The 16,620-nt window shown below is 73.3% G+C and carries 16 protein-coding genes; 11 read left to right on the top strand and 5 right to left on the bottom strand.

Features of this window, described 5'->3' with window-relative positions; translation table 11 throughout:
* Positions 1-107: 107 nt before the first annotated feature.
* Together AB4Z02_RS03740 and AB4Z02_RS03735 are read left to right on the top strand one after the other, a co-directional pair.
* Entirely contained in the window at positions 108-404 is a 297-nt protein-coding gene (locus tag AB4Z02_RS03740) for a type VII secretion target (protein WP_056883561.1), read from the top strand.
* Positions 404-1,408, top strand: coding sequence for a WXG100 family type VII secretion target (locus tag AB4Z02_RS03735; RefSeq protein WP_441969394.1), 1,005 nt, complete (start codon positions 404-406; stop codon positions 1,406-1,408). Before AB4Z02_RS03740 ends, AB4Z02_RS03735 begins: the two co-directional genes overlap by 1 nt.
* 61 nt (positions 1,409-1,469) lie before the next feature.
* On the opposite strand, the gene AB4Z02_RS03730 is transcribed toward AB4Z02_RS03735, so the two are convergent.
* On the bottom strand, positions 1,470-1,823 hold the full coding sequence (locus AB4Z02_RS03730; protein WP_441969392.1) for a hypothetical protein: 354 nt from the start codon (positions 1,821-1,823) through the stop codon (positions 1,470-1,472).
* 160 nt (positions 1,824-1,983) lie between these two features.
* Between AB4Z02_RS03730 and gatC the strand changes: the two genes are divergently transcribed.
* The 3 genes from gatC (at position 1,984) to gatB (ending at position 5,429) form a co-directional block, all read left to right on the top strand.
* The gene (gene gatC, locus AB4Z02_RS03725) at positions 1,984-2,280 is read left to right on the top strand and encodes an Asp-tRNA(Asn)/Glu-tRNA(Gln) amidotransferase subunit GatC (protein WP_056883564.1); all 297 of its coding nucleotides are present in this window, start codon (positions 1,984-1,986) and stop codon (positions 2,278-2,280) included.
* A gap of 84 nt (positions 2,281-2,364) precedes the next feature.
* Positions 2,365-3,882, top strand: coding sequence for an Asp-tRNA(Asn)/Glu-tRNA(Gln) amidotransferase subunit GatA (gatA, locus tag AB4Z02_RS03720; protein ID WP_441969389.1), 1,518 nt, complete (start codon positions 2,365-2,367; stop codon positions 3,880-3,882).
* A 5-nt stretch (positions 3,883-3,887) separates the two neighbouring features.
* Positions 3,888-5,429, top strand: a complete 1,542-nt coding sequence (gene gatB, locus AB4Z02_RS03715; protein WP_056884110.1) for an Asp-tRNA(Asn)/Glu-tRNA(Gln) amidotransferase subunit GatB — start codon at positions 3,888-3,890, stop codon at positions 5,427-5,429.
* A 78-nt stretch (positions 5,430-5,507) separates the two neighbouring features.
* On the opposite strand, the gene AB4Z02_RS03710 is transcribed toward gatB, so the two are convergent.
* The gene (locus AB4Z02_RS03710) at positions 5,508-7,562 is read right to left on the bottom strand and encodes a fibronectin type III domain-containing protein (RefSeq protein WP_441969387.1); all 2,055 of its coding nucleotides are present in this window, start codon (positions 7,560-7,562) and stop codon (positions 5,508-5,510) included.
* Positions 7,563-7,748: 186 nt separating this feature from the next.
* Complete coding sequence (locus tag AB4Z02_RS03705) at positions 7,749-8,969, bottom strand: PQQ-dependent sugar dehydrogenase (protein WP_441969385.1); 1,221 nt, start codon at positions 8,967-8,969, stop codon at positions 7,749-7,751.
* 39 nt (positions 8,970-9,008) lie between these two features.
* On the opposite strand from AB4Z02_RS03705, the gene AB4Z02_RS03700 reads away from it, so the two are divergent.
* From AB4Z02_RS03700 to AB4Z02_RS03690, 3 genes are all read left to right on the top strand, one after another.
* Complete coding sequence (locus AB4Z02_RS03700) at positions 9,009-9,935, top strand: 2-hydroxyacid dehydrogenase (protein WP_441969383.1); 927 nt, start codon at positions 9,009-9,011, stop codon at positions 9,933-9,935.
* An 86-nt stretch (positions 9,936-10,021) separates the two neighbouring features.
* Positions 10,022-11,107, top strand: a complete 1,086-nt coding sequence (locus tag AB4Z02_RS03695) for a WD40/YVTN/BNR-like repeat-containing protein (protein WP_441969381.1) — start codon at positions 10,022-10,024, stop codon at positions 11,105-11,107.
* Positions 11,104-11,388, top strand: a complete 285-nt coding sequence (locus AB4Z02_RS03690) for a MoaD/ThiS family protein (RefSeq protein ID WP_441969379.1) — start codon at positions 11,104-11,106, stop codon at positions 11,386-11,388. The genes AB4Z02_RS03695 and AB4Z02_RS03690 overlap by 4 nt, the downstream gene beginning before the upstream one ends.
* Positions 11,389-11,391: 3 nt before the next feature.
* Here the strand turns inward: AB4Z02_RS03690 and AB4Z02_RS03685 are convergent, their stop codons facing one another.
* Positions 11,392-12,501 carry a PLP-dependent cysteine synthase family protein gene (locus tag AB4Z02_RS03685; RefSeq protein WP_441969377.1) on the bottom strand — a complete coding sequence of 370 codons (1,110 nt, stop codon included), beginning with the start codon at positions 12,499-12,501 and terminating at the stop codon, positions 11,392-11,394.
* Between the two features lie 10 nt (positions 12,502-12,511).
* A complete protein-coding gene (locus tag AB4Z02_RS03680; RefSeq protein WP_441969375.1) occupies positions 12,512-13,213 on the bottom strand; it encodes a TetR/AcrR family transcriptional regulator in 702 nt (233 codons plus the stop codon).
* Between the two features lie 85 nt (positions 13,214-13,298).
* On the opposite strand from AB4Z02_RS03680, the gene AB4Z02_RS03675 reads away from it, so the two are divergent.
* The 3 genes from AB4Z02_RS03675 (at position 13,299) to AB4Z02_RS03665 (ending at position 16,615) form a co-directional block, all read left to right on the top strand.
* Positions 13,299-13,916 carry an ATP-binding cassette domain-containing protein gene (locus tag AB4Z02_RS03675; protein ID WP_441969373.1) on the top strand — a complete coding sequence of 206 codons (618 nt, stop codon included), beginning with the start codon at positions 13,299-13,301 and terminating at the stop codon, positions 13,914-13,916.
* Complete coding sequence (locus tag AB4Z02_RS03670; protein WP_441969371.1) at positions 13,916-15,979, top strand: YhgE/Pip family protein; 2,064 nt, start codon at positions 13,916-13,918, stop codon at positions 15,977-15,979. Before AB4Z02_RS03675 ends, AB4Z02_RS03670 begins: the two co-directional genes overlap by 1 nt.
* A gap of 111 nt (positions 15,980-16,090) precedes the next feature.
* The gene (locus AB4Z02_RS03665; protein WP_441969369.1) at positions 16,091-16,615 is read left to right on the top strand and encodes a SixA phosphatase family protein; all 525 of its coding nucleotides are present in this window, start codon (positions 16,091-16,093) and stop codon (positions 16,613-16,615) included.
* Positions 16,616-16,620: the final 5 nt, after the last annotated feature.

Here is a 16,620-nt window from a genome sequence, read left to right as displayed (position 1 = left end):
CGCCGCCGGGCGCGCACCACCCGGTACCCGCTAGCTCCACCGCACCACCACAACCGCACCACGACGCCATACCGCCACACCACAGCCACACCGCAGGGGGAACCAGCATGGCCATCGACGTAGACACCGACACCCTTCGCGAGCACGCGAAGTCCGTGGACTTCCTCGCCGACGACCTGCAGCGGTGCTCGTCGGCCACCGGCACGACGCTCGGCGGCGACGACTTCGGCAAGATCGTCGGCTGGCTCGCCGAGGTGTTCACGGGCCAGCGAGAGGCCCACCACGAGACCCTCGGGAAGCTGCAGGAGGAGTTCGCCTCCGCCGCCGAGGCGCTGCGCTCGGTGGCGCGCCAGTACGACCACGACGACGAGTCGGTCACGTTCACCATGAAGGACGTGTACTGATGGGACAGACCCAGATCGGGCCCGCGTCGCTGGTCGCGGGTGAGGAGGAGCGCGGGGCGTTCTCCGGCGCCGGACTGCTCGACAGCGTGGTGGGCACGTGCGACTCGCTCGCCAACGGCGACTGGGTCTCCGCGGGTCTGGGGACCGTCTCGACGGCCCTGGACCTAGCGGCGACCGTCTCCGACCCGCTCGGCAGCCTCATCGCCGCGGGTCTGGGCTTCCTCATCGACCACCTGGAGCCGATCAAGGGCTGGTTCGACGACCTGGCCGGCAACCCCGAGGGTGTCGCCGCCTACGCCGGCACGTGGAGCAACGTCGCCTCCCAGCTCGTCTCCGTCTCCGACAGCCTCATCCACCGCCTCGACGCCGACCTGGGCCTGATGTCAGGTGCCGCCGTCGCCGCCTACCGGGGCGAGGCGCGCAAGCTCAAGGCCGTCACCGACACCATGAAGCAGGAGTGCGACGGCGTGGCCGGCTCGCTCGAGGCCGCGGCCGCGCTGGTCGGCTTCGTCCACGGGTTCGTGCGCGACGTCCTGTCCGAGCTCGTCGGCGCCCTGATCAGCTACGCCGCGGAGCTCACCCTGAGCCTGGGCCTGGCCACGCCGCTGGTCGTCGAGCAGGCCAGCACCCGCGTCGCCTCGGTGGTGGGGCGCTGCTCGACGAAGATCGACGCCCTGGTCAGCTCCAGCCGCGAGCTCGAGCGCCTCGTGGCCCTCCTCAAGGACGGCCTGCGCCAGATCAAGTCCATGCTCGGCAAGATCCGCCCCAACGAGGCCCCGCCCACCGGTCGCCACCGCGCCCCGGGGAGCCCCGACCGGCCGCGGCCTCCCCACGACCCGGCCGACCCGCCGGGGGACCACCGGGCGACGTTCCCCGAGACGGTCCGCAACACCGGCCGCCGCAACCTCCACGACGCCAAGGAGGACCTGCCCTACAACGTCCGCGACTGGATCTTCAACAACGCGCGGGAGCAGGTGCCCGAGAAGGACGACGAGGAGCAGTAGGCCGCGCGGCGCGCAGGTCGTCGCGCCGGCCGAGGCCGCTCAGAGGCCGCTCGGAGGTCGCTCAGAGGTTCGGCAGGATCCAGCGCCAGAAGAACCACACGAGCACGCCCAGCACGAACCAGTCGGTGAGCACGACCAGGGCCGTGAAGACCCACCTCCACACGAGGGCGAGGCCGCCGCGACGCTCCGTCGCGCGCAGCGAGGACCAGCGGCCGTTCGCGAACTGGTAGCGGCCGAGCTCGTCGGGCAGGAACGGCTGCCACGGGTCCCGGGCCCGCACCGCGCGGACGACGGCGCGCCACACGACGAGCTCGACCCAGGCGGTCACGCCCAGCACGAGCGCGAGGATCGCCACGGTGAGTGCGACGCCCACCCAGTCGCTGCCGTGGACGGCCACCTTCGCCACCGCGCGCATCTGTCTCCTGCCGGACCTGCCCACGGCCGGTCCGTGGTGCCGCGGACATCGTGCCACGGCGGGGACGACCCGGACGCCCGGTGACGAACCGGGGCGAGCGCCGACGAAGCGGACAGCCGCGGGGCAGGACCGTGCTGGGGTCGCCCCTAGACTGGCCCCCATGTCCGCACTGTCCCGGGACGACGTCGCCCACCTCGCCGGCCTCGCCCGCATCGACCTCTCCGACGCCGAGCTCGACCGCATGGTCGGGGAGCTCGGCGTCATCCTCGAATCCGTCGCCAAGGTGCAGGAGGTGGCGGCAGGGGACATCGAGCCGATGTCGCACCCGCTGCCGCTCACCAACGTCACCCGGCCCGACGAGGTCCGCCCCTCCCTCGGTGCCGAGGCCGCCCTCGCGGGCGCGCCGCAGCAGGACCAGCAGCGGTTCTCCGTGCCGCGCATCCTCGCGGAGGACTGAGCGGCGTCCACGCCGCACCCGCACCCGCCTCGCGCCACGCCGCGACCGACTCGCGCCCTCGCGACCGACGAAGGACCCCCACTCGTGAACCCCGACATCACCCGCTCCAGCGCCGCTGAGCTCGCCCACGCCCTCGACTCCGGGGAGCTCAGCTCCGTGGAGGTCGTGCAGGCCCACCTCGACCGCATCGCCGCGGTCGACGGCGACGTGCACGCCTACCTCCACGTCGACGGCGAGGGGGCGCTCGCCGCCGCCCGCGAGGTCGACCAGCGCCGCGCCTCCGGCGAGGAGGTCCACGTCCTCGCCGGCGTGCCCATCGCCGTCAAGGACGTCATGGCCACCAAGGGCCTGCCGACCACGTGCGGCTCGAAGATCCTCGAGGGCTGGGTCCCGCCGTACGACGCGACGCTCGTGGCGAAGCTGCGCGCGGCCGGGATGCCGATCCTCGGCAAGACCAACATGGACGAGTTCGCCATGGGCTCCTCCACCGAGCACTCCGCCTACGGGCCCACCCACAACCCGTGGGACCTCACCCGGATCCCCGGCGGCTCGGGCGGTGGCTCGTCGGCGGTCGTCGCGGCGTACGAGGCCCCCCTGGCCATCGGCACCGACACCGGTGGCTCGATCCGCCAGCCCGCCTCGGTGACCGGCACCGTCGGCGTGAAGCCCACCTACGGAGGCGTCTCGCGCTACGGGCTCGTCGCGCTCGCCTCCAGCCTCGACCAGGCCGGCCCGTGCACCCGCACGGTCCTCGACGCGGCCCTGCTGCACTCGGTCATCGGCGGCCACGACCCGCTGGACTCGACGTCGATCGAGGCGCCGGTCCCGGCTGTGGTCGAGGCCGCCCGCCGGGCCGAGGTCAAGGGCCTGCGCGTCGGGGTCATCAAGGAGCTCGGCGGCGAGGGCTACCAGGCCGGTGTCCGCGCGCGGTTCGACGAGTCCGTCGCCCTGCTGCAGGAGGCCGGGGCCGAGGTCGTCGAGGTGAGCTGCCCTAGCTTCGACTACGCGCTCGCCGCCTACTACCTGATCCTGCCGAGCGAGGCGTCGTCCAACCTCGCCAAGTTCGACGCCATGCGCTACGGCCTGCGCGTCCTGCCCGAGGGGGTCGACGACCCGAGCGCCGAGCAGGTCATGGCGGCGACGCGCGACGCCGGCTTCGGCGACGAGGTCAAGCGCCGCATCATCCTCGGTACCTACGCCCTGTCCAGCGGCTACTACGACGCCTACTACGGCCAGGCACAGAAGGTGCGGCGGCTCATCGCCAACGACTTCTCGGCCGCGTTCGAGAAGGTCGACGTGCTGGTCAGCCCGACCGCGCCGACCACGGCGTTCAAGCTCGGCGACAAGCTCGACGACCCCATGTCGATGTACCTCCAGGACGTCGCGACCATCCCGGCGAACCTCGCGGGCGTCCCCGGCATGTCCCTGCCGAGCGGCCTCGCCGACGAGGACGGCCTGCCGACCGGCATCCAGATCCTCGCCCCTGCCACGCAGGACCAGCGCCTGTACGGCGTGGGCTCGGCCCTCGAGCGGATGCTCAACGACCGCTGGGGTGCCCCGCTGCTGACCCGGGCCCCCGAACTCTCCGCGAAGGGAGCGTGACCCTGATGGCCACCGCCGTCACCGAGGCCGTCGTCGACTACGACGAGGCGCTCGAGCGCTACGACCCCGTCATGGGCCTTGAGGTCCACGTCGAGCTCAACACCGCGACCAAGATGTTCTGCGGCTGCGCCACGGAGTTCGGCGCCGCGCCCAACAGCCAGGTCTGCCCCGTCTGCCTCGGCCTGCCCGGCGCGCTGCCCGTCGTCAACGCCAAGGCCGTCGAGTCGGCCATCCGCATCGGCCTGGCGCTCAACTGCGAGATCGCGTCGTGGTGCCGGTTCGCCCGGAAGAACTACTTCTACCCGGACATGCCGAAGAACTTCCAGACCTCGCAGTACGACGAGCCCATCGCCTACGAGGGCCACCTCGACGTGGAGCTCGAGGACGGCACGACCTACCGCGTCGAGATCGAGCGCGCCCACATGGAGGAGGACACCGGCAAGTCGCTGCACGTCGGTGGCTCCACCGGCCGCATCCACGGCGCCGAGTACTCCCTCGTGGACTACAACCGCGCCGGTATCCCGCTCATCGAGATCGTCACCAAGCCCCTGACCGGGGCGGGGGAGCGGGCGCCCGAGGTGGCCAAGGCCTACGTCGGCGCGCTGCGCGAGCTGCTGCGCGCCCTCGGCGTCTCGGACGTGAAGATGGAGCAGGGCTCGCTGCGCTGCGACGCCAACGTCTCCCTGCGCCCGAAGGTGGGCAACGCGACCAGCGAGGAGCAGGCAGCGGTGCCGCTGGGCACGCGCACCGAGACCAAGAACGTCAACTCGCTGCGCAGCGTCGAGCGCGCCGTCCGTTACGAGATCACCCGCCACGCGGCCGTCCTCGACCGCGGCGAGAAGATCACCCAGGAGACGCGCCACTGGCACGAGGACACCGGCGTCACCACCAGTGGCCGCGAGAAGTCGGACGCGGAGGACTACCGCTACTTCCCCGAGCCCGACCTGGTGCCCGTCGCCCCGACGCGCGAGACGGTGGAGGCCCTGCGCCAGACCCTTCCGGAGCCCCCCGGTGAGCGTCGCAAGCGCCTCCAGTCCGACTGGGGCTACAGCGATCTCGAGATGCGCGATGTCATGAACGCGGGCGCCGTGGCACTCATCGAGGAGACCGTCGCAGCGGGCGCCACCCCCGCCGGCGCCCGCAAGTGGTGGACCGGCGAGCTGGCCCGGCGCGCGAACGCCGAGGGCCGCTCCGTCGAGGACTTCAACGTCACCCCGGCCCACATCGCCGAGCTCGACGGCCTGGTCCGCGAGGGCCGGCTCAACGACTCGATGGCCCGCCAGGTGCTCGACGGCGTCATCGCCGGCGAGGGCACCCCGACCGAGGTCGCCGACGCCCGGGGGCTCGAGCTGGTCCAGGACGACGGCGCCCTCGAGGCGGCGGTCGACAAGGTCATCGAGGCCAACGCCGACGTCGCCCAGAAGGTGCGCGACGGCAAGGTCCAGGCTGCCGGCGCGCTCATCGGCCAGGTGATGAAGGAGATGCGCGGCCAGGCCGACGCCGGCAAGGCGCGGGAGATGATCCTCGCCAAGCTCGGCGCGAGCTGACCCCACCACGCCGTAGCACCCCGGACACCACGGAGCCACCCCCACGACGTCGCGTGGGGGTGGCTCCGTCGTTCGTGCCTAGCCGCCCGAGAGGATGTCGTAGATGCCCCAGCCGTTGCCGATCTGCCGGTAGGACGGGCTGGTGAAGACGCCCCTGCCGTTGCCGGTGTAGAGGTAGAGCGCACCGGAGGACTTGCGGGTGATGACGTCCGGGTGGCCGTCACCGTTGAAGTCGCCCGGCGACAGCAGCCGGTCGAACGCCTGCCAGCCGCTGGTGACCTGCCGGTAGGCGGGGCTGGTGAAGGTGCCGGTGCCCGTGCCGGTGAAGACGTAGAGCTCGCCGGTGGGCTTGCGGGCGATGATGTCGGTGTGGCCGTCGCCGTTGAAGTCCCCGGGTGAGACGAGCCGGTCCAGGCCCTGCCAGCCCTTGCTGATCTGGCGGTAGGCCGGGTAGGTGAACCCGCCCTTGCCGTTGCCGGTGAACAGGTAGAGCTCGCCGGTGGGCTTGCGGGCGATGATGTCGGTGTGGCCGTCGCCGTTGAAGTCACCGGGTGAGACCAGCCGGTCGAGCCCCTGCCAGCCGACGCTGATGCGGGTGGGGGCCGAGCTGAGGAACCCGCCCTTGCCGTTGCCCCGGAAGAGGTACAGCTCGCCGGTGGGCTTGCGGGCGATGACGTCGCCGCGGCCGTCACCGTCGAAGTCCGACGGGGACAAGATCCTGTCGTACACCTGCCAGCCGATCGCGATCCGCCGGGCAGCCGGGCTGCCGAAGTGACCCGTGCCGCTGCCGCTGTAGAGCCACAGCTCGCCGTTGGGCTTGCGGGCGAGGATGTCCGACCTGCCGTCGCCGTCCAGGTCGCCCCAAACCGTGGCGACGCTGTGGACGCTGTTGCTTGCCGTGCTCGGCGCGGAGGGGCCGACCGAGTTCACGGCCTGGACGACGAACCGGTAGGTGCCGCCGAAGAGGTTGAGCTTCGTCGTCAGGCCCGGGGCCGCGACGACGGTGCTCGTGCCGCCGGGGCTGGCCGTGACGCGGTACTGCGTGACCGGGCTGTTGCCGTCGGAGGCCGGGGCGCTCCAGCGGATCGTGGCCGTGTTGCCCGTGGCCGTCGCGGTGACGCCGGTCGGGGCGCCGGGCGCGGTCTTGGGGGCCGCGACGGGGGTGACGGGGTTGCTCGGCAGGCTGGCGGGCGAGGCCCCCGCGCTGTTGTAGGCCTTGACGGTGAACGTGTAGGTCGTGCCGTTGATGAGACCGGTGAAGTCCGCCGTCGTCGCGGGGCTCAGGGTGTCGTACGACAGGGCGCCCGGCTGGACGTTCACGCGGTAGTGCTGGATCGCTGCGCCGTTGGAGGCCGGTGCCGTCCACGTGACGGTGGCGCGACCGTCCCCGGCGGTGGCCACGACGTTCGTGGGCGCGTCGGGTGGCGAAGCCGGCCCACCGGGGGTCACGGCAGCGCTCGGCGCGCTCGGCAGGGACCGTCCCACCGAGTTCACGGCGCGGACCGTGAAGGTGTACGCGGTGCCGTTTGCCAGCCCGGTGAAGTCGGTCGACGTCGTCGTGCCGTCCACGGGGAACGTGGTGCTGCCGGGCTGGCTCGCCACGATGTAGCTCTCGATCGCAGCGCCGCCGTCGTTGGCCGGCGGGGTCCAGCTGACGGTGGCCATGGAGTCGCCTGCCGTGGCGGTCACGCCGGTGGGCGGGTCGGGGTTGGTGGCGGGGGTGCCGCCGCCCACGACGACCGGGTCGCTCTTGGCGCTGGCGACGGAGGTGAGGCCGTCCGCGTTGGTCGCCTTCACCGTGAAGGTGTAGGTGACCCCGTTGGTCAGGCCGGTCACGGTCGCCGTGGTCTCCGTGCCCGTGATGGTGGACGCCGTACCCGGCTGGGCGGCGACCTTGTAGGACGTGATGGCTGCCCCGCCGTCGGACGCGGGGGCGGTCCAGGTCACCGTGGCCTGGCCGTCACCGGCGGTGGCGACGACGTTGGTCGGCGCGTCCGGGGCGACCGAGGCCACCGCCTGCGTCGCCGTGGACGCGAGGCCCCCGCCCACGAGTGCCATGACGAGGGCGCCCACGCGCCACCGTTGCCGCCAGGCCTTGGTGGTCCCCCTGCTGCTGCTGCGGCTCCTGCTCATGTCCCTGTCCCGTCCGAGTCCCTGCGTCCACGAGGGCGCGGTCTGCGCCTGCAATGGATTGGACCCCTGCAGGAGGACGACCACACGACCCTGCTGCTGTAGGCCCGGCTCCACCGTCTGGGGGAGACCTCGGTCGTGACCGCTTTGCGCCGGTATGGCGTGGCCGTGCGGGCCGGCGCGGCAGGGTCAGCCGAGGTCGCGCAGGGGGAAGGCGAGGAGCTTGTCGTCGTCGGCGGCCGGGGTGCCTCGCGCCGTGTTGTTCGTGAGCACCCACAGGCGGCCGTCGGGGGCGAGGACGGCGTCGCGCAGCCGCCCGTACCGGCCGTGCAGGAGGCGCTGCGGGTCGCCGGCGCGCCCGCCGGACACGGGGATGCGCCACAGCGACTCGCCCCGCAGAGCTGCCATCCAGACCGCTCCGTCGGCCCAGGCGATGCCGCTGGGGGAGGCGTCGGAGGTGGGCCACTGCAGCAGCGGGTCGACGTACCCCTCCCGGCCGACCCGGCCCTCGACGACCGGCCAGCCGTAGTCGCGCCCCGGCTCGATGCGGTTGAGCTCGTCCCAGGTGTTCTGCCCGAACTCGCTCGCGTACATCGTGCCGTCCGGCGCCCAGGCGATGCCCTGGACGTTGCGGTGGCCGTAGCTCCACACGGGCGACCCCGGGAAGGGGTTGCCCGGCGCGGGTTTGCCGTCGCGGGTGACCCGCAGGATCTTGCCCCCGAGCGAGGACCGGTCCTGCGCGCGCTGCGTCCGGCCGGCGTCACCGGTGGTCACGTAGAGGTAGCCGTCCGGCCCGAAGGCGAGCCGCCCCCCGTTGTGGTTGCGCGCCTTGGGGATGCCGGTCAGGATGGCGCGCTGGCTCGTGGTCCGGCCGCCCTCGAACGTCACCCGCACGACGCGGTTGTCCTGCGCAGCCGTCGTGTAGAGGAAGACGGTGTGGTCGCTGGTGAACGCGGGCGACACCGCCACCCCGAGCAGACCGCCCTCGCCACCCGGGACCACCCCGCCGACCCGGCCGAGGTCGACCGGTGGCCTGCCGTCGCGCACCTGCAGCAGGTGGGCCCGGTCGCGCAGCGTGACCAGCGCCGAGCCGTCGGGCAGGAACGCGGTCGACCACGGCACGTCGAGGTCGCGGGCCACGATCGACCGACGGGGCGAGAGGGCCGGCGACGACGGGCTCGCCGACGGGCTCGTCGGCCCCGAGGACGTGCCACCGGAGGGCGCCGACGTCGCGGGCGCGGTGGTGCCGGGCGAGCTGCCGGACGACGAGCTCACGACCGGCGCCGTCAGGGACCCCTCGGCACCGGGGCCCCCGCTGCACGCGCCGACACCGAGGACGACGGCGAGTGCGACCGGCGCGACGAGCCCGGCTCGTCGGTGCCCGGAGGACGCGTCCCTTCGGTGCGGCATACCCCATTGTGCTCGACGACCACCGGTTAGCGTGGGCGCATGACGCTCGTGACGCTGCCGGGGCAGGACTGGGTCGACGCGGTCGGGCCGGTCCCCGGGCTCGAGCTCGTGGTGTGGGAGATGGACGGCCCACCCGAGCGCGCCGACGAGGTCAAGGTCGTCGTGCCTCCCTACATGGGCGCCGGTCCGCGCATGCCGGCGATCCGGTACGCCACCTCGCTCGAGCTCGTGCAGCTGCTCACCGCCGGCTACGAGGACGTGCAGCGGCTCCTGCCCGACGGCGTGGCCCTGGCCAACGCCGCGGGCGTTCACGACGCCTCGACCGCCGAGCTGGCCGTGGCCCTGGCCCTGGCCTCGCTGCGCGACCTCCCGGCGTTCCACGCGGCGCAGCAGCAGGGCCGGTGGCTGCCGTCGGCCATCCACCCGGCTCTGGCCGACAAGCGGGTGCTCATCCTGGGGTACGGCTCGATCGGCCGCGCCGTGGCAGCCCGCCTCACGCCGTTCGAGGTGCAGCTCACCGCGGTCGCGAGCCGCGCACGCGCGGGCGACGAGCTCGTGCGCTCGGTGCACGGGGTGGACGAGCTGCCTTCGCTGCTGCCGGAGCACGACGTCGTCGTCGTCATCGTGCCGTTGAGCGACGCGACCGCGGGGCTCGTGGACGACGCGTTCCTCAGCGCCATGCCCGACGGTGCACTGCTCGTCAACGTCGCCCGTGGCGGCGTCGTCGACACCGACGCGCTCGTGCGGCACCTGGAGGCGGGGAGGCTCCGCGCCGCCCTCGACGTCACCGACCCCGAGCCACTGCCCGAGGGCCACCCGCTGTGGTCCGCCCCGGGCGTGATCATCAGCCCCCACGTCGGCGGGGCGTCCACCGCGTTCATGCCGCGGGCAGTGCGCCTGCTGCGCGAGCAGCTCGGGGCGTACGCCGCGGGGCGCCCGCTGCGCAACCTCGTGCGGGGCGCCTGAGCAGCGACGCGATGAGTTTCCGCGACCGGGCGAGTCCACCTCGAAGGACGTAGTCGTCGAGAGCGAGGAGTGCCAGCATGGGGCGCATGGACACAACGATCGTGGGCATCGGGACGCGCAAGGGGCTGTGGCTCGCCCGCAGCAGCGACCGTCGCCGGTGGGAGCTCGACGGACCGCACTTCCTCATGAGCGAGGTCCTCTCACTCCTGTTCGACACCCGGCGGGAGACACCGCGCATGGTGGTCGGGTTCCGCTCCTCGCATTGGGGCCCGTCGCTGCAGCACTCGGACGACCTCGGGGCCACGTGGGTCGAGCACCCCGAGGGCTCGATCAGGTTCCCGGAGGACACCGACACGGCGCTCAAGGCCACGTGGCAGCTGGTCGCCGACCCGCACGACCCGCAGGTGGTCTGGGCCGGCACCGAGCCGCACGCCCTGTGGCGCAGCGAGGACGGTGGTGAGACCTTCGAGCTCAACCGCGGGCTGTGGGACCACCCGCACCGCACGCAGTGGGGCGACGGCGCAGGCGGGGGCGCCATCCACACGGTGCTGCCCAGCCCGACCGACGCCGGCTCGATGCTGGTGGCGATGAGCGCCGGCGGTGTCTACAACACCCGCGACGGCGGCCAGTCGTGGACGCCCGGCAACAAGGGCATCCACGCCTACTTCATGCCGCACGACGAGTGGCCGGAGTTCGGCCAGTGCGTCCACAAGGTGGCCCGTGACAGCGCCCAGCCGACGCGCCTCTACGCGCAGAACCACCGTGGCGTCTACCGCTCCGACGACGACGGGGTCACGTGGACCTCGATCGAGGCCGGGCTGCCGACCAACTTCGGCATGACCGCCGTGGCCAACCCCGCGCAGGGCGACAGCCTCTGGCTCGTGCCCATCGCCTCCGACGGCGAGCGCATCCCCCCGGGCGCGGTGCTGCAGGTCCAGCGCACCGACGACGCGGGTGCGACCTGGCGCACCCAGGACACCGGCCTGCCCCACCCGAGCTACACCAACGTCCTGCGTGACGCCGCGGGGACCGACCAGCACGACGAGCCGGGCTTCTACTTCGGCACCCGCAACGGTGACGTCTTCGCCTCCCTCGACGGCGGCGACTCGTTCACCCGCATCGCCGAGCAGCTGCCCGACGTGCTCTGCGTCCGGGCGGTGACGCTGCGGTGACGGCGCGGGTGGTGCTCCCCGGGCTGCTGCGCGAGCTCGCCGAGGGGGCGTCCGAGCTGCCCGTCGAGCTCGAGGGCCCGGCGACGCTCGCCGAGGTCCTCGACACGGCGTTCGGCCCGTGGCCGATCCTCGCCTCGCGCGTGCGGGACGAGCGCGGCCAGATCCGGCGGCACGTCAACGTCTTCGTCGACGGCGAGGACGCCAAGCGGGCCGAGGGCGTGCAGACGCCGGTCGGCCCGCAGGCCACCGTGCACGTCATCAACGCCGTGTCGGGCGGCTGAGGCTCAGCCGATCCAGACGCCCTCGTCCCAGGCCCGTTCGAGGACGGCGGTGTAGGGCGCGAGGTCCAGTCCGCGCTCGGCGAGCCAGGCGTCGTCGTTGTACGTCGCGGCGTACCGCTCCGCCCCGTCGCACAGCAGGGAGACGATGCTGCCGCCTTCCCCGCGGCTGCTGAGCTCGCACGCGAGGCGCAGCACGCCGTACAGGTTGGTGCCGGTGGAGGCGCCGGCCCGGCGGCCGGTGCGCTCGGTGAGGAAGCGCATGGCCGCCACCGAAGCGGCGTCCGGCACGAGCATCATGCGGTCGACGACGGTCGGCACGAAGCTGGGCTCGACGCGGGGGCGACCGATGCCCTCGATCCGGGAGCCGCAGGCGCCGGCGACCCCGGCCTCGTCGGCGCGGAACGCCGGCAGGAACGCAGAGTGCTCCGGGTCGACCACGCAGACCTGGCTGGCGAGCCCGCGGTAGCGCACGTAGCGACCGATGGTCGCGCTGGTGCCGCCGGTCCCGGCGCCCACGACGACCCACCGGGGGACGGGGTGGCGCTCCAAGGCCATCTGCTCGAAGACCGACTCGGCGATGTTGTTGTTGCCGCGCCAGTCGGTGGCGCGCTCGGCGTAGGTGAACTGGTCGAGGTAGTGGCCGCCCAGCTCGGCGGCCAGCCGCCGGGCGACGTCGTAGACCTCGCCCGCGTCGTCGACGAGGTGGCAGCGGCCGCCCTCCCGCTCGATGAGGGCGATCTTCTCGGCACTGGTGCTGCGGGCCATGACCGCGATGAACGGCAGCTCGAGCATGCGGGCGAAGTAGGCCTCGCTGACCGCGGTCGAGCCGCTGGAGGCCTCGATCACCGTGGTGCCCTCGCGCAGCTCGCCGTTGCACAGGGCGTAGAGGAACAGCGACCTCGCCAGCCGGTGCTTGAGGCTCCCCGTGGGGTGGGTGGACTCGTCCTTGAGATAGACGTCGACGTCCAGCAGCCCCGTGACCGGCACGCGCACGAGGTGGGTGTCGGCGCTGCGGTTGGCGTCGGCCTGGATGCGGCGGACGGCCTCGTCGAGCCAGGCCCGGTCGGTCGGGGTCGCTGCCATCACGTCCAGGATCGGGGGCGGCTGCTCCATGCAGAGGAGGCTAGCGGTCGGTGCGTGCCGCTCGGTCCGCTGCGGTCCCGTCCGTGGCGGCCCGCACCAGCAGGGGGAGGAAGCTGCGCTCCAGCGACCCGGGCGGCACGGCTTCCGGGTCGAGGAGGTGCTGCTCCAGCCCGCCGTGCAGCACGATCCCGATGAGCCGCACGAGCTCGGTGCTGGCGACTACCGGGCGCAGGTGCTGGGCCTGCGCGATGCGGTCGACGACCTCGGCGAGCTCCTCGCGCAGGGTGCGCTGCAGGTTCGCCCAGGCCACCCGGGCCTGGTCGTCGCGCAGGGCGTGGAGGGCGAACTCGCTCGTCAGCAGGTGCCAGCGCCGCCGCGCCTCCGGGTCGTCGGTCCACACGTCGAACACCGCCTCGAGGACCTGCTCGAGCGACAGCCCCGGCGTCTCGGCCACCTCGGCCACGCGGGCGTGCAGGCGTGCGGCGTGCTGGGCGTAGAGCTCGAGCAGGAGCTCGTCCTTGGAGGCGAAGTTGGAGTAGAAGGCGCCGCGGGTGAAGTCGGCCCGTTCGCACAGGTCCTCCACGCTGGCGCCGTGGAAACCGCGCTCGGCGAAGACCTCCTCGGCCGCGGCCATGAGCCTCGCCCGCGTGGCGCGTCGCCGGGGGCTGAGGGGGAGGGCGTCGGGTGGGGATGCGTCGTGCGGCGTGGTGCGGCTCACGGCGTCCCGGCTGGCGGTCGGCATGCACGAAGAATACACTTCTGTATCGAATACAGTTGTGTATCGAAAGGTGCGGCCCCTCGAGGCTGCACCGGAGAAGGCAGATCGCATGGAGCTCATCGCCGACCACGTCAGCGTCGCGGGCCTGCACGGCCCGTTGCTGCTGCCGACCTCGCTCACCGCCCGCCCCGGCCGGGTCACCCTCGTCGCCGGCGACCCCGGGCACGGCCACGTCGCCCTGGCCCTCGCGCTGGGTGGCCGGGTGGCGCTCGCCGAGGGTGAGGTCACCGTGGACGGCGACCCCGACGAGGGGCTGCGGCGCCGGCACGTGGCGCTCGTCGACGTCCCGGACGTCACGGCCCCCGAGGACGCGGTCAGCGTTCGTTCAGCCATGGCCGAGCAGCTCGCCCTGGCGGGCCGTCCGGCGAGCCGGGCCGCGACGCGCGCCTTCCTCGGCGCCCACGACATCGACGACGGCCGGGGGCGGTTCGAGGGGCTGGAGCCGTCCGAGCGCACCCTGCTGCTCATGGACGTGGCGGCCGCACGTGCAGCCACGCGCGTCCTCGTCGTGGCTGCTCCCGACCGTTTCGGTGGGCACCCCCGGTCGTGGTACTCCGCGGCCGAGCGCCTCGCCGCCGAGGGGCTCACCGTGGTCGTCCAGGTCACCCACGCGACCGCGCGCCAGCTCGCCGCCCCGTCGGCCACGTTCGAGCTGGGGGTGGCGTGATGACCGCCCTGCGCCTCGCCCTCACCGAGCTGCGGCGGGTCACGGCGGGCCGCCTCCCGCGCGCCGCGCTCGCGGCCCTCGTCCTCGTGCCCACGCTCTACGGCGGCCTGTACCTCTACGCCAACAAGGACCCGTACGGAAACCTCGACCGGGTCCCCGCGGCGGTCGTCGTCGAGGACACGGGCACCACCCTGGCCAACGGTGAGCGGCTCGAGGTCGGCGACCAGGTGGCGACCGAGCTGGTGAGGTCGCACAGCTTCGGGTGGCACCGGGTGTCGCGGGCGAGCGCCGGGCAGGGTGTCGACGACGGCGACTACGACTTCGCCCTGGTCGTGCCGGCGAGCTTCTCGGCAGACCTGGCGTCCAGCGCCCGGTTCACGCCGAAGCAGGCCCAGCTGCAGGTGCTCACCAACGACGCCAACAACTACCTTGCCCGCACCATCGCCAACCAGCTCGTCGCCCAGGTGACCAAGAGCGTGGCCTCGCAGGTCAGCTCGACCGCGGCGAGCCAGCTGCTCGTCGGGTTCGCGACCATCCACGACAAGGTCGCCGAGGCGGTCAAGGGCTCGGGCGACCTCGCCGGCGGCCTCGAGAGCGCTGACACCGGCGCCTCGAAGCTGCGCGCGGGGGCCGACCAGCTCGTGACGGGGGAGCAGCAGCTCGTCGCAGGGGCACACGACCTCTCCGCCGGGGCCATCCGAGCGGCCGACGGCGCGCAGTCCCTCGCTGCGGGGGCCGACCAGCTGCAGTCCGGCCTCGACCGGCTCGACCGGGGCACCGCCTCGCTGCCCGCCGACACCAGGGCGCTGGCCACCGGTGCCCACCAGGTCGCCGACGGCAACGCGAAGGTCGCGACCGCAGGCAAGCAGGCCGCCACCGCGTCGGGGCAGCTCGTCTCGACCCTCACCTCGGCCCAGGGCGACCTGGCGACCCGCCTGCGCGCGGCAGGGTTCACCGACGCCCAGGTGCAGCAGGTGCTCGACGCCGCCACCCAGCTGAGCGGCCCTCTCACCGACGCCAACACCCGGGTGCAGGCCGCCTCCGGGCAGCTCGACCAGCTGGCGACCGGCTCGCAGCAGGTGGCCGCCGGGGCGGACCGCCTGGCCGCCGCCGCGGGACCGCTGCACACCGGGATCCACCAGGCCGCGACCGGCAGCCAGGACCTCGCCTCCGGTGCGCACGACCTGGCCGACGGCAACCGGGCGCTGGCCGATGGTGCGAGCAGGCTGGCGGCCGGCCAGCAGGACGCCCTGGACGGCGCGAACCGCCTGCGCTCCGGCGCAGGTGACCTCGCCGACGGGCTCGACCGGCTCTCCGCCGGCGCCACCAAGCTGCACGACGGGCTCGCCAAGGGTCTCTCCTCCATCCCCGATCCCAGTGCGGCGCAGCGCAAGGCGGTGGCGCAGACGCTCGGCAACCCGGTCGGGGTGCAGGGCAGCTCACTCGCCTCGGCAGCGACGTACGGCGCCGGCCTCGCCCCGTTCTTCCTCAGCCTGTCGCTGTGGATCGGTGCCTACGTGCTCTTCCTGCTGGTCAAGCCGCTCTCGTCGAGGGCACTCGCCACCGGTCAGCCCAGCTGGCGCAGCGCGCTCGGCGGCTGGCTCGCCCCGGCTCTGCTCGGACTGGTCCAGGCCGTGCTGGTCTACGCCGTCGTCATGCGCGGTGTCGGCATCTCGGCAGCCCACCCCGTCGCGCTGGTGGCGTTCATGATGGCGGTGTCGGCCACGTTCGTCATGGTGCTGCACGCGCTCGCGGCCAGGCTCGGGGCGCCGGGCAAGTTCCTCGGCCTGGTCCTCATGGTCGTGCAGCTGGTCAGCGCCGGCGGCACCTTCCCGTGGCAGACCCTGCCGACGCCGCTGCACCCGCTCCACCACGTGCTGCCCATGTCCTACGCCGTCGACGGCATCCGCAGGCTCATGTACGGCGGGTCGCTCGGGCCGTTGGCGCTCGACCTCGCGGTCCTGGCGGCATACCTCGTCGGCGCGTTCCTTGTGTCCACGTGGGCGGCGCGCAATGCCGGCCGGTGGTCCGCGCTGCGCATCAAGCCCGAGCTCGCCCTGTAGCCCGTGACGACGGTCGGCCGGTCGGGCCCCGCGCCCTGCCGGCCTCACGCTCGAGGGTTCTCGCGCAGGTCCTGACTGGCTGTCGGGGCCCGGGAGGGCCATGCTCGACTCATGACCCGCGCCGGCGATGACAAGGTCCTCATCCTGGTCCGGCACGCCAAGGCGGAGCAGAACCTCGGCACCCCGGACCACGAGCGGCAGCTCACGATGAGGGGCCGCCGCGACGCACGTGCCATCGGGGCGTGGCTGCACGAGCACGAGCTGGGCCCCGAGCTCGTGCTCTGCTCCACGTCGACCCGGACCCGGCAGACCTGGGTCGAGGCCGAGATGGGCGGTGCGTGCGGGGAGAGCGTCGCCTACGAGGGGTCGCTGTACTCCGGCGGCGTCGAGACGGTGCTGCGTACGGTGCGGGAGAGCGCGGGGGAGGCCCAGGTGGTGCTCGTGGTGGGGCACAACCCGACCATGGCCGCGCTGGCGAGCGGCCTGGCCGACGGCAACGGCTCGACCGCAGCCCACGACTGCCTCGCCGCCGGCTTCCCCACGAGCACCGTCGCCGTACTCCGCTACGCCGGCTCGTGGGACGACCTCGCCCTCGGCGCGGCCGCCCTCGAGCGCTGCCACGTCGCGCGCGGCTGACGGCT

The organism is Pedococcus sp. 2YAF34 (genome assembly GCF_052114585.1).
Taxonomy (GTDB): Bacteria; Actinomycetota; Actinomycetes; order Actinomycetales; family Dermatophilaceae; genus Pedococcus.
This window is presented reverse-complemented; position numbering and strand designations above follow the sequence as displayed.

Excerpts from the sequence above, each read along its gene's own strand:
- AB4Z02_RS03740 (WP_056883561.1), top strand. The coding sequence starts at position 108 with ATGGCCATCGACGTAGACACCGACACCCTTCGCGAGCACGCGAAGTCC.
- AB4Z02_RS03735 (WP_441969394.1), top strand. The coding sequence starts at position 404 with ATGGGACAGACCCAGATCGGGCCCGCGTCGCTGGTCGCGGGTGAGGAG.
- AB4Z02_RS03730 (WP_441969392.1), bottom strand. The coding sequence starts at position 1,823 with ATGCGCGCGGTGGCGAAGGTGGCCGTCCACGGCAGCGACTGGGTGGGC.
- gatC (WP_056883564.1), top strand. The coding sequence starts at position 1,984 with ATGTCCGCACTGTCCCGGGACGACGTCGCCCACCTCGCCGGCCTCGCC.
- gatB (WP_056884110.1), top strand. The coding sequence starts at position 3,888 with ATGGCCACCGCCGTCACCGAGGCCGTCGTCGACTACGACGAGGCGCTC.
- AB4Z02_RS03710 (WP_441969387.1), bottom strand. The coding sequence starts at position 7,562 with ATGAGCAGGAGCCGCAGCAGCAGCAGGGGGACCACCAAGGCCTGGCGG.
- AB4Z02_RS03705 (WP_441969385.1), bottom strand. The coding sequence starts at position 8,969 with ATGCCGCACCGAAGGGACGCGTCCTCCGGGCACCGACGAGCCGGGCTC.
- AB4Z02_RS03700 (WP_441969383.1), top strand. The coding sequence starts at position 9,009 with ATGACGCTCGTGACGCTGCCGGGGCAGGACTGGGTCGACGCGGTCGGG.
- AB4Z02_RS03695 (WP_441969381.1), top strand. The coding sequence starts at position 10,022 with ATGGACACAACGATCGTGGGCATCGGGACGCGCAAGGGGCTGTGGCTC.
- AB4Z02_RS03685 (WP_441969377.1), bottom strand. The coding sequence starts at position 12,501 with ATGGAGCAGCCGCCCCCGATCCTGGACGTGATGGCAGCGACCCCGACC.
- AB4Z02_RS03680 (WP_441969375.1), bottom strand. The coding sequence starts at position 13,213 with ATGCCGACCGCCAGCCGGGACGCCGTGAGCCGCACCACGCCGCACGAC.
- AB4Z02_RS03675 (WP_441969373.1), top strand. The coding sequence starts at position 13,299 with ATGGAGCTCATCGCCGACCACGTCAGCGTCGCGGGCCTGCACGGCCCG.
- AB4Z02_RS03670 (WP_441969371.1), top strand. The coding sequence starts at position 13,916 with ATGACCGCCCTGCGCCTCGCCCTCACCGAGCTGCGGCGGGTCACGGCG.
- AB4Z02_RS03665 (WP_441969369.1), top strand. The coding sequence starts at position 16,091 with ATGACCCGCGCCGGCGATGACAAGGTCCTCATCCTGGTCCGGCACGCC.